Source organism: Blautia liquoris, assembly GCF_015159595.1.
Classification (GTDB): Bacteria; Bacillota; Clostridia; order Lachnospirales; family Lachnospiraceae; genus Novisyntrophococcus; species Novisyntrophococcus liquoris.
In genome coordinates, this window is the sequence record NZ_CP063304.1 from 2,296,419 (window position 1) to 2,312,748 (window position 16,330).

Sequence of the window (16,330 nt, forward strand, 5' to 3'; positions counted from 1 at the left end):
AATAGAGTTCATATTTAAGTCATTATTGTGCATGAATACGAGATAATTGTGTTTAAATATTCTTCTCACCCACAAACGTAACAACACTTCTCGGCGATAAAAGAATCTTATACTTTCTACTTTCAGAGACAATATCATGTCCCCGTTCCATATTCAGGCTGTCGTTTGTAATATAAGGGGTCAGGCCAGCCGAATCAAAACCTTCCGGAAATAGATTTAATTCTGCCGTACTGTCACGGTCATTCACTACAACGATAGTGAACTCATCGGTATCCGGATTTCTATAGGCGGAGAGATACACACCTTTCATTGGACGATCCTCTGTCCCGATCCTCACGTATCCCGGCCGTATGAATTTACTGTAATTTCCGAAGGCATAATATCTTTTCGTAAGCTGATAGGTGTCTGTATCCTTATATACATTAATCAATCCCTCATCATTGTCTCCGGGGATCGCCCCGGTCCAGTAGAGCCAGGCATTGACATCAGCCTCCGTCATAAAATGATGTATCTGTTTCGCAAACTTCAGGCCGGAAGTCATTCCTGTGTCATAGGAGTTCACCTGAGAAACCTCCGTCATCCATACCCTTTTTCCTTTATCTACAGCCAGTTGAAATGATTTCGCCGGAAGCTCTCTATTCACGATCGGGACAGGGTAATTGTGCGCGGCGACTATATCAATTCTCTCACAGGCATCTGGATCATTCAGAGCATCCTTTGTAAGCTTTTCCGACCACCAAGAAGGCTCCGCCGCAATCACTTTTGTATCTTCAACCCCCTGAGCAGTCATTTCCTGTTTTAGATAATCCCGCAGGAAAACCCGGATATTCGTCGAATTCCACTGACAGGAATCCCATGATAGAAACTTCATGGAATTCGGCTCATTGCACATGGATATCGCATAAAAATCAATTCCAAACTGCTCGCGGTATTCCCTGATACATCCAGAAAGCAGTTTTGCGTAATCTGCATAATATTTCGGTTTCAGATATCCACCGTGAGTGGTGCTGTTATTGGTCTTCATCCAGGCAGGCGGACTCCAGTTCGTCGCAATTATTTTGTCAACACCTCTTTTCTCTGCCTGCTGCATTACCCAGACCTGGTCAAACCTTTCATTAAAATCGTATTCTCCCGGTGCGGGGTTAAAACCTGCGAATATCTCTCCACGAAATACGGATGCACCAATACCTTTCTCCTGATCAAAGAGCAGATCCATGATCTTTGATCGTACAGGCTCTGACAGTTCATAGATTGCACCGGACCAGTCGGCCTGGGATACCCCAAATCCGTCAATTTCCTGTTTTACATCATTCCATCGAACCGTGACAGTCTTCTCCATACATAAGCTCCTTTCTATAACTTTGCTTTTTATATTTTTCTCGATATTGTTTCGGCGTTTTTCCAGTCTTTTCTTTGAAAACCCGGCCAAAATAATGTTCATCGGAATATCCAACTTGTGCTGCCACCCAGTAAACGGGCTGATTCGTCTCGATGAGATAACTTTTTGCAGACTGAATTCTCATATTATTCAGATAAGTAACATAAGTCTCCCCCGTAATTTTCTTGAAACTTCTTGAAAAATAGCTGCGGCTCATTCCACACAAATGTAAAACATCCTCAAGTGTAAGGTCCTGATCCATATGCTCTCTTGTATATATCATTGCTTTATGAATCAAGTCAACCGTATCTGGATCGAGTTTTATATTTCCAATTTTTTCGAGAACCCCAACTCGAATTTCGTCGAACCACACTTTCCACTGATACCACCATTTGAAAAGAGAAACTTCATCAAAATAACAGGAAATATCTTTTCCCGAAAAATCAGACCAGAACAGATTGAAATGATAGAAGACTGCTGTCCGTTCCTCCGGGATCAGGCCGACATATTTTACTTCATCAAGAACCTTATTATATTCGTCTACATCTGTAATAAACCTCGTGCTTCTCGTCATCTGGAGAATCTCTTCTCTGGAGATACCCGGTCTTTCTTTTTGTATCTTTGGATAAATGTAACTGTAGTGAAAGCGCCCTGGTCTTCTGTCAGAAAATACTCTTCTCTTCAGTGCGGTCTGTAAAACATGTTTGAGTTGATCATATGTAACATCTTTCACCTGTTTTACTTCAAAGAGTGTCGAGTCATCCAAGTCATAATGTTCTATGATACCTTTCAGTTGTATTACATTACATTCCCCGGAGAAAAGGAGTTGATTTTCACTTAAAGCTTCGTAAGAGATCTGTTCTTTGTCCAATAAAGCTGTAACCTCATCATGCTTCATATGATCTGCAAACTCCCAGATATAAATCGTATGCCATTCAATGGTTCTCTTTTTGACTTTTGATTCGTAGCGTGTGTTGAGATATCTCCTTTTTACACTCTTCATGAATGTATCAACATTTTCCTCTTCGATCTGTGCTTTCGTGATATAATCCAGAATTCCGACACGAAGCGCGTTCTGTATCATCTCAAATTCCTGGTGCATAGTGAGGACCACAATCTGTACTTCTGGACAAACCTCCTTTACCCTAACCAGAAATGATATGCCCGACAGCCCCGGCATCTCCAAATCAGAAAAGAGAAGGTCTACCTGATTCATCTCCATAAATTGAATGGTCTCCTCGCTGCTTCCGGAATCGCCCACTACTTTCATATCATATTTTTCCCAATCAATCAGACCTATAATTCCACGGCGGACCAGCTTTTCATCATCCACAACATATACATTAATCATGGTCATACCCCCTTAGAAATGATCCAGTCATCTGTAATCTTATCAGCCATAAAGGGAATCCGGATCTCTACCATATTGACACCATCTTCCATACTCTCTGCTCTCAGATCAAATTGATCGCCAAAACGGTCTTCAAGCATCCTTGCTACATACTGAAGACCAATACCATTCGATGAGCTGTCGTTTTTCTGTACCAGCACATCATGAAACTTTTCCATATTTATCGGTTGCCCAACATTTTTTACGATCACTGCTATCTTGCCATTCGCCAGAAGCTCTATGTCAATCTGGATCTTACCGTGATCAGAACCACTGTGAAGAATCGCATTTTCAACGAGGGGCTGAAGAACAAAGCGGGGAAGCTCAGCCTGCAGTACTTCCGGATGTTTTCCTGTATTGATATGGAAATCAATATCATATTTCAGCTGCTGCAAAGTAATATAAGCCCGGATGGCTTCCAATTCACCTTCTAGGGTAGCTTTCGGACTCCTTGACATATTGTAAAGAAGTAATTTATTCAGAGAAGTGATAAAATGAACCATTTCCTTATCACTTTTTCCGGCCGCATACCATTTTAGTGTGTCCAGGGTATTATATAGGAAATGGGGATTAATCTTCCCCATGACCTCTTTGATCTCAAGCTTTGAGCGTTGTTTTTCCTCTGCCTGTACTTTATTCATTAAAAGAAGAATGTTCTTCTTCATATTCGTAAACAGTGTAAAATTCTCGTCAAACTCCTGGATATTCATCTGTTCCAGTTTGGTCTCGGCATCGTCATCCATCGTAATCCTCTGAAGCTGCTTTTCAAATTTGACAAATGGCCTGTAGATACTTTTCCATTGAACAAAAGACATCAGAATACAGACCAGCACGGCAAGGATCGTGATAAATCCGAAGTTGATTGCCATTCCATAGATCTGCCGGTAGTATTCATGCTCGGGAATCCACAGATGTATCTTCCAGTTTCCTTTTTCTTTCTTTTCATAGACCTTATATTGATGTTTATCTTCGCTGAACTTTTTTGTATAATGTTCTGTCTTAGAATAAAGGGGAACCAATTTTTGATCGGATGAATACATTGTCCTGCCGTCATCGGATTCTATGAGCAATATGGTGTGCATACCCATAACATTTTCCGGGAACATAGTCTGAAGATACCGAAATCCGGACTCCATATAGATATAAACCTTTCCATACTGCTCGTCACTCTTATAAGGCCGGAGCAGGGAAAGGCTCTGATAAGAGGCTGCTTTCGACTGGGATGGATGCGGGCCGTAAAAAGTGACATCCTTCCACTTACAGAGATAGTCCTTCTCCTCTGGAAGTTTTCCATCAGCCAGGGAAGAAACATTAATTTTCACCGGATCTTTATGTCCGGGTTCTGCCCAGAGATAAGTCAGATTACTGATCGATGAATTAGCCGCTTCATAGTTCGCGATCTGTTCTCTCATATAGATGAGAAGTTCACTCTTTTTAAGCATATCTTCATCCTCAAAATACTGGGGAAGATTCTTTCCCACCGTCCCATCTTCCCGCAAAAGCCAGGAGACTGAATTCATGTTGTCCATCAGATTATTCATGTTATCGGATACAGTCTGCAGGACATTTTTCATGGTTTTGTCAACCTCCTTATGGTTTTCCTTATAAGACTGCCACAAGATCAGTCCTCCAACTGCAAGAAGTGGAATCACCACACCAAAAATCCAGACCTTTACAAGCCTCTTTGAAAATGACTTTTTCAGCCTGCTCTTTGCAGCATCTCGTTTTAAACCCCATAGTTTTTTCATATGTAACATCCTCCCACTTCCCCAATTATAGCAAATTTTATACTCCTATGATACAAAAATACATGAAAGAGCTGTATCGGGAAAACTTCTTCTCCCAGATACAGCTCCTATATTACTCTCTTCTATTAAGTTTTCCCTTTACCTGACTACACTTATTTTTTGATCGCTGCATACTGATCTGAAAGCTCCTGATAGGATCTTGCAGAGTCCCATCTAGCAGTTCTTTAAATTGATTCTTTTCCCAAAATCGAAACTTCAGGAATTCCGATAACTGATTTACCTTCAGGAACGTTTACCGTGAATCGTATTGCTTTCACATTCTCCGTGTTGAATTCTGCGCGTAAACCCGCTCCGCGAACCACGTCCAAGAGAATTGTTTCACCGTCTTTTTTCTCCTGAACAAGATCGGTCTTCTCGTCTATCTCCAAATCAGGAATTGTAAATGTTCTTGTCACACTGTTATCTTCACAGATAAGCTCTATATTAGTGACAGTTTCAAAATACCGATCTTTATCGCTGGAATTATAGAACATAATACCTCTAGCCTTTACAGGCTCATTCATTGACAGCAGAAAAGTAGAATCCTGTGTGATAAGAGTTTCTCTGATATACTGGTCGTTAAACCTTTTTGAAACCTTATTATTTATGGACAATAGCCCGTCAGTCATATAGTCTGGTGAACTATTCTCTGCCAGCTGGCCCTTTTCAAGCTGCAAAGACATCCGATTCGGATTGAGCACAGTGTATTCCTTATTTACCCCAAATGTAGGCTGCTTTGATTTCGTCGGTCCGTTGACATGGAGCACATCAAGGTCTTCATTATTTTTATCCTTAATGGTCACCCAACGGCACTCGTCCAGCTGAAGATGTCTGCCTGCATTCGCATTTCCATATTGGTTGTGGGCATGATAAGCAATAAATAATTTCTCTTCTCCACCGACATCAGCAATGACAAAAGAATGATGTCCGGGACCAGATACTGATTTATTCTCTCCCAAATCCGCGTTGAGCAAAGGCCCATTCTCACTTTGATCCAGTTTGCGGAAAGGTCCCATGGGACTCTCTGCGACAGCCTGTATTACACTGTACGCATTTTGAGTATATGATCCCATTGAAAATGAAAGATAATACAATCCGTTATGTTTAATCATGAATGGGCCTTCATTACACTCGTTTGCGTTTAACTCATATTCGAATTTCTCTATTTCCTCACCATTGCTTGCAGCGACCCAGTCTTCTACCGTATAATAAGACGCATGGGACAATACGGTATAAGTCTCATATTTTGGTTTCAGCCAGTTTTCCATCTCCATGATTACATTACAATTGGGTGTAGCACTGCTCATCAGATATTTTTTACCAGTGTCTGGATCCTCATAGGGACTTAGATCAATATTGCGTATGAACTGCCCCTCTGGGAGATACTTTCCGTCAAAATACAGCAAATCTTCTTCAAGATTCAGACGGGCGGCTTCTCTCTTCACAGTACTTACATACTCGTCCATATCGAACAGCACATTTCTCGAATAAGTCTGTGGATAAAGTTTTTGGTCATAGGTATGAATATTTTCAGATCCGCAGCTCGCTTCATCAAGAAAGTCAACTAACGTGAATGGTCCGGCAGGACTATCCGACGTTGCTGCAAGGGGAAGCTGTGCTACATATTCATCTGTGCCCACATCTTCCTTTGGCGGCGTAGCACTGAAATACATGATGTACTTTTCCAGGTCTTTATCATAAACAACTTCCGGTGCCCAGACCATCGTCCATCCTTTTTTCCCCTGTGACGCAAAGTTCAGACACTCCTCACCACCGGTCCAGTTCTCTAAATCTTTCGAAACATAATAATTAAATCCAACGGACGATGTTGTTCCGTAAGCATAATATTTTCCATCTCGTTTCACATTATTAAGAATCATCGGATCAGCAAGTTCTGGCATATCCTCGTTATCACGCCACAGGTCTTTTTCCGATTCACTGTCATCGGAAGGGATCTCTGTGTATATTGTCTGTGTCTGACTATATGGGCTCAAGTGATTTGTATTGTCTGGCAGCCCGTCTGAAACGCTGACTGAAAACAAGTATGCCGGTTTCTCATCGGATTTTACTATGAGTTCAAAATCGAATTCTCCCTGTCTTCCTTGAATAGAAAGACTGTCACGATCATAATTAATATCAAATGCATGATCAGTATCATGAAAGGAAACGGCTGCATCCCTGATCGCATCCTCATCACCGGAAAAATTCACTTTCGCATGTACTTTAAATTTTTCGCCAATCCTGGCTTTTCGTACACCGGAATTGAAACCCTGAAAATCTCCTTCTAAACTGATATTGTTTACTTCTGCATACGTCTGTTCCTCTGTCCCCATGGCAGATACCTCCTGAGCCGGAACCACATTTACAATAAGATGCATGCTTAAAATCAACGTCATTATTTTTCTAAAACCACCACTCATGCTATTACCTCTCCTTCTCGTCTTATACCCCATCTATTATCTCAAAATACTCTGGACCTTTCATCAAGCCATATGGCAGCAATACATATCCGTCTGACCAGTCTTCACCTGTTGTCATAAAGTTGTTTGGCGCGTAAGATTCCACTACAGCCGGCAGCTGATGCAGCGGCCCGAATGTATTTCTTCTTGTAAGAATGATCTGAATGCCTTTCAGATCTCTGATTTCACTTTCATAGGGAGAAAAAGCGATCATTTTATTCTTTTTGCCAAATAGTTTCACACACGATCCACTGATACCATCTAATCTGACAAGAATTGTTTTATTTGCAAATCCCTCTATTTGATAAGTAATCTTACCAGAATAAAACGGCAGCCCTTGTGTTGTGATATCACCAATCTTCAAACGTTTGGGCAGTTTCGTCAAGTACGGCGTTTTTCTATCCTCTGACAGTTTTACACCAAAATTGCCTAGCAGATATATTGCTTCCAACCCACAGGTTTTATAATAATCGTATTCTATTTCAATCACATTGTCTTCTTTTAAAGAATCTGCTGGAAGTACAATCCTGTCGAAACAGATATCTACCCATTTTCCGAGACTCACTAACTTTATTTTTCTGCCATTCAGGCTAAGAGACCGTATGTGCTCAATATCCTCAATAGCTAATTCCAATTCATCCGGACAGTAATCCACCTTAAAATCAAACTGTAAAACCAGACGGCAGATTTTTTTTTCCTTTCCTTTCCGTTTCTTCTCGAACCAGGGCTGAAGCATCTCTCCGCTGCGATAAGGTACATGAAAAAGATCTCTGAGGTTTCTGTCAGCTTTCAGTACTTCCTGCCTGTTCAAAAAATCCCCGGCATCCGTCATCACTTTTACCTGGTCCAATACACAAATGTTTTTCTCAGATAAGGTATATGAATAGCTTTCTGGTACATTCAAAATTGGTGTAATCCCTTTTTCCGAACCAGACATTTGTATCAGTTCAGCTGGCACATCTCGGGGACTGCTTTTCTTATCAGGGGAATCTTGCGTACTTTTCTCATTATCATCGAAGATCGCAATTAGCTTTTCTTCTCCTTTTTCAAAATTCAGATTGATATACAGTTTCCCGGCTTCTCTGAGACACCCCAGCTTCTCTCTCTTTCCACTCCTGGCATCCCATAATTCCAGTCTTGTCCCCTGACCCAAACAAATTCGCAAGCCTCTGTAGGAACGATTACGCCTGATATTTAATAGGAAAACAACTCTCATTCCTTTAAGAAGCCTTGTCTGGGCAAAAATATCATCGGATCCCTCTCCTGTTATCCCAATTTCATTCCCCGAAAGACAGTTCTCTTCAAATGCATCCGAAACTTTATATACTTTGCAGTCTCTGCTTAAATCTAACACTTCATTCGAAAACATAACATCGATATATCTCGGAATGTCTCCTGCGAATATCACTTTTCCACCCTGTGATACAAATTGCTTCAATAGTTTCAAGGTTGAGGAACGCATCGTATCCATACCAGCGACCAAAACCTTATGATATTTCGCCTTTCCTACTTCGATACATCCGTCGATGATTTTTGCATGTCTTGCAAGAATATCTTCCTCCCCATAATCAAAATCAATTCGACGGCGAACCAGTCTGCGAAAAACTTCTTCATAGCACATTTCCAACGCATTGATTTTGCCGTCACGAGAAGCTAACACATCAAATGCTCCGCTGTACGCTCTGGCCCAGACACTTTCGATCGGATTTAGAACCAGCAGATCACACTCCGGCTCTCCCTCCTCAAAAAATACATTAATTCTGGAAAAGTAATCCTCCATATATTTGTACTCCTCATACCAGGGCGACTGATGCAAAATGCTGGAAGGATAATCTCTTTTTGCCTCACCTTTCATCGTGTACCATGATAAATGGGGGCATCTGAGGTTTACCCCAAATAATGCCTGCCAGTCACCAACATTTTTATATGATTCCAAGCTCATCTGCCAGCCGGTTGCCCCGTAGAGTTCGGACAGCACCCTGGGTTTATTCAACTGTCTGGCAGCCGATGTGACCTGTTTTGCAACCCACCAGCATTCATTATGCTCAGTCAAAAGGTCCATCCCGGGATAATCCATATACTCATAAAATCTCATGAGCGACCCTTGCATCACGGTCTGAGCAATCAGAGAATCCTCGTGTAACACATGCCCCGTAAAAATCATGTGATGATCATGGCACCAGGTCTGAATGGGAACCGCAAAATTTTCAATAAATAGTTTCTGGCATAGTTCGACAAAATCGCGGCTGATTTTTGAAAGTTCGCATCTCTCATTTCTGAAAAAAAGATCCATCAAATTTGATTTCAGATCATATCCGAATCTCTTTTCAAACTCTTCAAACAGATGCGGTGTGTAGGGAACCATATTTTCTCTGCCTCCGGAAAAACTTGAAAACAAAGCTCCACGATGGGGTTCGTCAGTAAAAATACCCGGTATGCTTTTTCCTATACGACTACCGCAGTTTTCTGAATACTTTTCATGGCTTTCCCGGATAAACTTCTCTACACCTTCCCTGTTCATCGTATCGAGATAGGTATATCCATTATAAACATCCTCGCAGTCGGCATAGTGAGTACTGAATATAACCAATGTTTCTTCTTCATTTATCTCAAAAGTATTGTTCAGTCTTCTCGCGTCACTGTAATGTATTCCATCGAAGTGACAAGCAAACGCAGCCACAACATGACGATCCCATTTCAATCCATCTATCTGATCAAAACCATAACGGTCTGCCACCAGAAACATGGCACGGTATTTTTTATCTTCTGTCACTATGCCTCCGGCCGTTCCCGATGGCCACCGGTCTTCATCATAGAGCCAGGATTCCATGTCATGCTCTTCTCCGTAATCCGCACATGCATCGATGAGTTTAAACCACTCTTCACCGAGATATTCGGTTTCCAGTCCGGTCCTGGAATGCATGAAATATCCGCCGAACCCCATCTTTTTCATGATATCTATCTGTCTTAATAATTCATCTTTCTTTAATTGTCCATTCCACGACCAAAAGGGCTTTCCCTTATATTCTCTTGTAGGATTTTGAAATAATTGATACCTTTCTTCAACATCCATCTTATGTACCAATCCTTTCAAGATTTCATCCAACTGTTATGATCTTATAATCACCTGCAGACAACATTACTTCCGAATTTTCTACTAAATCATGATTGTACTCTCCGTTTATTGTTGCCTGACTGGAAGCTTTAGGAAGAACAAATTTTGCCTGTGAATCAAAAGGGACTGACACATGATAGGTAGTTTTCCCCTGTTCTATCTTCCAGCTGATTTTATAAAGTCCTGCTGCCGACAGATATTCACATTCCACCCAGCCAAGACGATCATCAGTCTGAGGTTTTATTACAACTTCCTTAAATCCAGGATGAGATTCCACAGGATTCAGCCCGCACATGTAACGATACATCCATTCCACAATCGAGCCATAAGAATAGTGATTCATACTGTTCATACCGGTATCACTGACATAACCATTCGGCAGAACGGAATTCCAGCGTTCCCAGATCGTGGTTGCTCCCATGTTCACCTCATACAGCCAGCTTGGGAAGTCTTCATTCAATAACAGTGTGTAAGCGTAGTCATTCAGCCCGTTCTTCGACAGAGTCGGACACAGATAGGGTGTCCCAACAAAACCAGTGTCCAGATGACACTTCTTATCATCCAGCTTTTTCTTCAGTCTTTCTATCACTTGAGTTTTCTGATTTTCGGGCACAAAACCCATGTAAAGAGACATCACCAGAGCAGTCTGTGTGTCTTCGATGATGTTTCCATCCGAAAAATATTTCTGTTGGATAGCTGTTTTAACCTCTTCAGTCAGCCTTTCATAATACTTCTGTTCCCCTGCAAATCCCAGAACCTCTGCCGCTTTTGCGGTAAGTGAAGCAGAATAATAATAATATCCGGATGCTACATAATACGGATTTGTTCCGCCAAAACTGCTTTTCTTATCCGGATTATCGAGTGCCAGCCAGTCAGCAAAGTGAAATCCATGTTCCCAGAGTCTTTTTCCTCCACAGTATGTTTCATCCTGAGTCTTGATATAATCCACCCAGGCTTTCATATTTTTAAACTGTTCCGCCAACAGTTCCTTATCTCCATAGAAAAGATACTCTGTCCACGGAATTACACAGGCTGCATCACCCCAGGCACAAGATCCATGAGCATCATTTTCCTGTCCTTGAATTTTTGCAATCTGTCCCAAAACATCCGGAACCACATGTGGAACAGAACCATTCTGATTTTTTTGCTCCAGATACATTTCATACAGAAACTTTTTATAAAATGCAGGTGTATACATGTTAAAACTTGCTGTAGCACAGAATACCTGAGCATCACCCGTCCAACCCATTCTCTCATCTCTCTGGGGACAATCAGTGGGTACATCCAGAAAATTACCGCGCTGGCTCCACATAGCATTTTCAAATAAACGATTGATTTTCTGATTTGATGTCCTGATATTTCCCGTCTGCTCAAGATCTGAGTGGATGACACAGGCAGTAAAGTCATCCAGCTTGATATCTTCGACTCCCTCTACTTTCACAAACCGAAATCCATAAAAAGTAAAATGCGGTCGAACATGAGCTAATTCTCCATTCGAGCGGTAGGTATACTCTGCTTTTGCTGTTCTTAAGTTTTCATTATAAAAATTATCGTCCTGGAGAAGTTCTGCGTAACTTAATTTAACTTTTGCACCTTTGCGCAGATGACAATCAAACTCAACCCACCCGGTAACCTCCTGTCCAAAGTCAAGGACTTTTTCACCCGCCAAAGTGTCCAGAAGCTGTATGGGATTTATGCGCTTAGTTATCACAAGCGGAGGACTTAACCGTTCTTTTAAAGCCCCGCATTGCGGTGTTAACACACAAGCGTTTTCAAAACCTTCGGTATCAGCCTGTACCGCAGACCAGTCTTTCACTTCCTGCAGAGCATCATATATTTCTCCATCGTAGATGCTGCTGCTCACAATTGGCGACGGATGGCACTGCCATGTTTCATCAGACCCAATACTTATATGCTCCCCGGTTTCCAGAACGATATCCAGTTCACAGATAAAAGCGAACGAGTTCCCATAAAGCTGATCCATCTTATCTACAAATCCAAACCTGCCTTTATACCATCCATTTCCCAAAAGAGCTCCGACAACATTCTTACCCTCCCACAGGCATTCAGTCACATCCAATGTCTGGTATTGAACCCATTCATTATAATCATTATAAAAGGGGGCCAGATACTCATCGCCGCATTTCTCTCCATTAATTTCCAATTCATAGAGACCAAGGCCTGAGACATATGCTCTGGCGGATTTGATCTTTCCCGGAATATGAAACTCATTTCTGATATAAGGATGAAGATGTCCATCATAGGGAGTACCGATCCATTTTGCGTTCCATTCTTCTTCCATCTTTCCCGTTTCAAACCAGGCAGTATCGCTGATTCCATGATCATCCGCATCATCCCATACCTGAACTCTCCAATAATATCTAGTATGTGGTTTCAGCCGAATATCTGCCTTGTAGCCCAGCGAACTAATCTCTTCTGAATTCGAACTGTCAAAGACAATGTTTTCAAAACTGTTATCCAATGCAATTTGTATCTGCGCTGACTTTTGAAAACTTCCCTTTGCATTAGATGTCACCCATGTAAACAACGGCTGATCCATCTGATATCCCATCGGATTTGTGAGATGATTAACTCTAAGATTTGTAACCTTCATAAGCATTTTCCTCCATAAGAATAAATTTGCATTTTCATGCTGCACCGTTTACCCTTTCACTGATCCTATCATAACACCTTTTACAAAGTATTTCTGTATAAACGGATATATACAAAGTACTGGAACGGTAGAAACTATGATTGCGCTGTATTTCAACGTCTGAGCCAGCTGCATCTTTGCTTCCGCCTGGGCTGCATCCATGCCCTGCATATTACCCATTCCCATCTGATTCGTCATCAAAAGATCTCTTAAGAAAGACTGAAGCGGCATCAGGTTCTTATCATTGATATATAGCAGTGCTGAGAAGAAATCATTCCAGTGTCCTACCGCATAATATAGCCCAATCACAGCCAGAATGGGTTTGGACAACGGCAATACAACTTTTATCAGATACTGAAATGTGTTTGCCCCGTCAAGTTCGGCTGCTTCCTGAAGCGTGGAAGGAATACTGTTCATAAAATAAGTTCTCATTACAATAACATTATAAATAGCAATTGCACTTGGAATTATCATCGCCCAGGGTGTATTTATCATATTCAGTTTATTCACAACAAGATAGGTTGGAATCATTCCTCCACTAAAAAACATCGTAAACATAAAGAAAAACATCAGTACATTTCTGGGCATAAAATCTTTTCTTGACAAAGGATAGGCCGTACAAATCGTCAGTACAAGATTGATTGCTGTACCAACTACCGTATAGAAAATCGTGTTTCGGTATCCGATCCATATTGCTTTATATTTGATTGTCTCCTTGTACGCCATTAATGTAAAACCTTTTGGTAATAAAAACACATTTCCCAGCCAGACTTCTTTTGGATCAGAGAATGACGCGATAACGGTAAACCACAGCGGCCATGCAAAAATAAAGAAGAGAATGACCATTGCAATCACGTTGACAACATCAAACACCTGATCTGAGCTCGATTTTCTGATCGTCTTTGTCTTCGTTCCTAACATTAATAAGCCCCTCCTTCTAAAACAGACTCTCATCCGCTACTTTTTTGCATATCTGATTTGCTGCTACAATTAAGATCAAATTAATGACCGAATTAAACAAATCAATTGCCGTTGAATATCCATAATCATTGTTCATAAGTCCAACTTCATATACGTAAGTCGATATCACAGATGCAGACTGTTTATTTAACGTGTTTTGCAAGAGGAAAACCTTTTCAAAACCAACGCTCATCAACGATCCCATCTGTAAGATCAGAAGCATGACAATCGTAGGCTTGATCGAAGGCAGATCCACATGCCACATTCGCTTCACTTTACTGGCACCATCCACAATCGCAGCTTCGTGTAACTGATAATCCACCCCAGAAAGTGCAGATATATATATAATTGAACTCCATCCCATCCCCTGCCAGACACCTGTCCAGACATAAATAGATTTAAACATCTTCGGATTAGACAGAAAATTCACAGATTTTAATCCAAAAAGATTTCTAAGTGCATTCACAACTCCGGTATCGGGGTCTAAGAAAATGGCAATCATACCACACATGACTACAGTTGAGATAAAATAAGGAGCATAGGAAACCATTTGAACTGATTTTTGTAAATATTTATTCTTTATGTAATTGAGCATAAGAGCAAAAATAATTGGAATTGGAAATCCCACGAGAAGACTATATAGGCTTATTCCTATTGTATTTTTAATTAGAAGTCCAAAATTGTAGCTTTTGAAGAAACGTTTAAAATGATCCAATCCCACCCATGGGCTTCCCCAAATTCCGCTTTTCACTCTGTAGTTTTTAAAGGCAAGTTGTATCCCATACATTGGTGCATAGGCAAATACAAGATAATAAATTACAGGCGGAAGAATCATCACATAGAGAATCCAGTTTTTTCTCATATTCTTTGCAAGCCTTGACCAAAATCCACCTTTCGTTTTCATGTAAGCACACTCCTTTCTGTTCAAAGAGGCTGCTAAGCACTCCATACAGCAGCCTCTTTTGGCTTCATAAATCACTTTTCTTTTGCTTCATCGTATGCTTTCTGGTAAATCTCAGTCAACTGACCTGCACCCATATTGTCAAGAGTTTTCTTATAGTCATCCCAGCTTTTATCCAAGTTTAGAGCTCCGGTTGCCACCTGTGCTAAATATTGATCAATATAGGAATCAATATCTGTTTTTAATGTTGCAATCGTCATCGCATCCTCATCACTGTACTGCATAACAGGAAGCGCAACTTTTCCTTTTTCCGAAATTCTTAGTCTCTCACTATTTAGATATACTTCATTCGGATCAACTTCGGGAGACATATGATCATACCAAAAATCCGGCCAAATGGATGGATGGTTTGCAGCTCCTTGGATTGTAGAAGATGCACGAACTGCCGCAATATCATCACCATATCCCTTTCCCACAATCCATTCCCAGTCACCATCATCTCGTTTTTGCCAGGTTTTTCCTTCTATTCCCAGAATAGCACTGATTCCACCTTCCTCTGTGTAAAACTGATCAGCCCACGCAATAATTACTTCTGGATCTTTACATTTATCTGTCAAGACTAACGATCCTGGATTGAATCCTGAACTCAAAGGATATGTACCAGCCTTAAATGGCGTCAACGCCTGATAATCCCGATCTCTTTCTCGTCCCACTGTCAAAAATGCCCCTGCATCAAAGAAAGATCCCAGAATATCCCCCGATTGGCCAACAGCACCCTGCTGTTCATGTTTTTGTGTAAATGCATTTTTATCAAGAATTCCCTCCTGGTAAAGTTTCGTGACAAACTCGATGAATTTTTTGTACACATCTGAAGTTGGCAAGTACGTCAACTTATCGTTAATGACAGCCGTTTTCGTTTCCCCGTCATATCCAACGTCAAAATAGGGAAGAAGCAGATCAAGTTTCACTCCATCCGTAGCAGTGATCGGTATCTCATCATTCGGATCTCCATTCCCATTTGCATCTTCTTCTTTAAATTTCTTCAGAACTTCGTAGAGTTCATCCAAATTTGTTGGTTCTTTTAGCCCCAGATTGTCCATCCATTTTTTATTAATCCAATAAGGAGTAACTGCACCAAATTGCCTGTTAATCTCAGGCAAAGAGTATATGTGTCCATCTCCCGATGTAAGATATTTCCACCCATCCAATTCATCTAATTTTTTCGTGAGATTGGGGGCATACTCCTTGATCATATCCTCCAATGGAAGAAAGATTCCTTGTTTTCCATATTTATTTAAATCAGGCATCCAGAAGTTCGATTTAAAGAAAACGTCTGGATATTCCCCTGAACTTAATACTAAATTTCTTTTCTCTGAAAAATCACTGCCCATAACAGCCTGATAGTCAAATTCAATATTCGCTTCATCCAATAAAGTTTGCATTGTCACATTATCTTGTAGCTCATATTCACCATTCATCTGATAGAAAACACTATACTTCTTTTTATCCTTTAAGGGGAAAGTAACCTTTTCTCCGGATCCTGCTGTCTCTTCTGCCTTATTATTTTCCTTTTTCTTTGTGTCGGAACTTCCGCCACAAGCTGCAAGTGAAGTGATCATTATTACACTTAATCCTAATGCCAAAACTGATTTTGCTTTCATAGAAACCTCCCAATAATAATTATATT

9 protein-coding genes are annotated in these 16,330 nt (G+C 40.9%); all 9 read right to left on the minus strand.

The annotated features are described in order from the left end of the window. Window positions 1-52: 52 nt before the first annotated feature. The gene (locus tag INP51_RS10510; RefSeq protein ID WP_193734807.1) at window positions 53-1,339 is read right to left on the minus strand and encodes a glycoside hydrolase family 30 protein; all 1,287 of its coding nucleotides are present in this window, start codon (window positions 1,337-1,339) and stop codon (window positions 53-55) included. Further along, the gene (locus INP51_RS10515) at window positions 1,308-2,729 is read right to left on the minus strand and encodes a response regulator transcription factor (RefSeq protein WP_193734808.1); all 1,422 of its coding nucleotides are present in this window, start codon (window positions 2,727-2,729) and stop codon (window positions 1,308-1,310) included. Before INP51_RS10515 ends, INP51_RS10510 begins: the two co-directional genes overlap by 32 nt. Window positions 2,730-2,731: 2 nt before the next feature. Further along, window positions 2,732-4,516 carry a sensor histidine kinase gene (locus INP51_RS10520; RefSeq protein WP_193734809.1) on the minus strand — a complete coding sequence of 595 codons (1,785 nt, stop codon included), beginning with the start codon at window positions 4,514-4,516 and terminating at the stop codon, window positions 2,732-2,734. A gap of 224 nt (window positions 4,517-4,740) precedes the next feature. After that, the gene (locus INP51_RS10525; RefSeq protein ID WP_193734810.1) at window positions 4,741-6,951 is read right to left on the minus strand and encodes a family 43 glycosylhydrolase; all 2,211 of its coding nucleotides are present in this window, start codon (window positions 6,949-6,951) and stop codon (window positions 4,741-4,743) included. A gap of 46 nt (window positions 6,952-6,997) precedes the next feature. Continuing rightward, window positions 6,998-10,120, minus strand: a complete 3,123-nt coding sequence (locus INP51_RS10530) for a glycosyl hydrolase (protein ID WP_193734811.1) — start codon at window positions 10,118-10,120, stop codon at window positions 6,998-7,000. After that, window positions 10,113-12,743, minus strand: coding sequence for a family 78 glycoside hydrolase catalytic domain (locus tag INP51_RS10535; RefSeq protein WP_193734812.1), 2,631 nt, complete (start codon window positions 12,741-12,743; stop codon window positions 10,113-10,115). Before INP51_RS10535 ends, INP51_RS10530 begins: the two co-directional genes overlap by 8 nt. A 48-nt stretch (window positions 12,744-12,791) precedes the next feature. Further along, the gene (locus INP51_RS10540; protein WP_193734813.1) at window positions 12,792-13,703 is read right to left on the minus strand and encodes a carbohydrate ABC transporter permease; all 912 of its coding nucleotides are present in this window, start codon (window positions 13,701-13,703) and stop codon (window positions 12,792-12,794) included. 16 nt (window positions 13,704-13,719) lie between these two features. After that, complete coding sequence (locus INP51_RS10545) at window positions 13,720-14,646, minus strand: ABC transporter permease (RefSeq protein WP_230406768.1); 927 nt, start codon at window positions 14,644-14,646, stop codon at window positions 13,720-13,722. Window positions 14,647-14,717: 71 nt separating this feature from the next. Continuing rightward, the gene (locus INP51_RS10550) at window positions 14,718-16,304 is read right to left on the minus strand and encodes a type 2 periplasmic-binding domain-containing protein (RefSeq protein WP_193734815.1); all 1,587 of its coding nucleotides are present in this window, start codon (window positions 16,302-16,304) and stop codon (window positions 14,718-14,720) included. Window positions 16,305-16,330: the final 26 nt, after the last annotated feature.

What these genes read in the sequence shown, in the direction of transcription:
- INP51_RS10510 (WP_193734807.1), bottom strand. Translation starts at nt 1,339, where the DNA reads ATGGAGAAGACTGTCACGGTTCGATGGAATGATGTAAAACAGGAAATT.
- INP51_RS10515 (WP_193734808.1), bottom strand. Translation starts at nt 2,729, where the DNA reads ATGATTAATGTATATGTTGTGGATGATGAAAAGCTGGTCCGCCGTGGA.
- INP51_RS10520 (WP_193734809.1), bottom strand. Translation starts at nt 4,516, where the DNA reads ATGAAAAAACTATGGGGTTTAAAACGAGATGCTGCAAAGAGCAGGCTG.
- INP51_RS10525 (WP_193734810.1), bottom strand. Translation starts at nt 6,951, where the DNA reads ATGACGTTGATTTTAAGCATGCATCTTATTGTAAATGTGGTTCCGGCT.
- INP51_RS10535 (WP_193734812.1), bottom strand. Translation starts at nt 12,743, where the DNA reads ATGAAGGTTACAAATCTTAGAGTTAATCATCTCACAAATCCGATGGGA.
- INP51_RS10540 (WP_193734813.1), bottom strand. Translation starts at nt 13,703, where the DNA reads ATGTTAGGAACGAAGACAAAGACGATCAGAAAATCGAGCTCAGATCAG.
- INP51_RS10545 (WP_230406768.1), bottom strand. Translation starts at nt 14,646, where the DNA reads ATGAAAACGAAAGGTGGATTTTGGTCAAGGCTTGCAAAGAATATGAGA.
- INP51_RS10550 (WP_193734815.1), bottom strand. Translation starts at nt 16,304, where the DNA reads ATGAAAGCAAAATCAGTTTTGGCATTAGGATTAAGTGTAATAATGATC.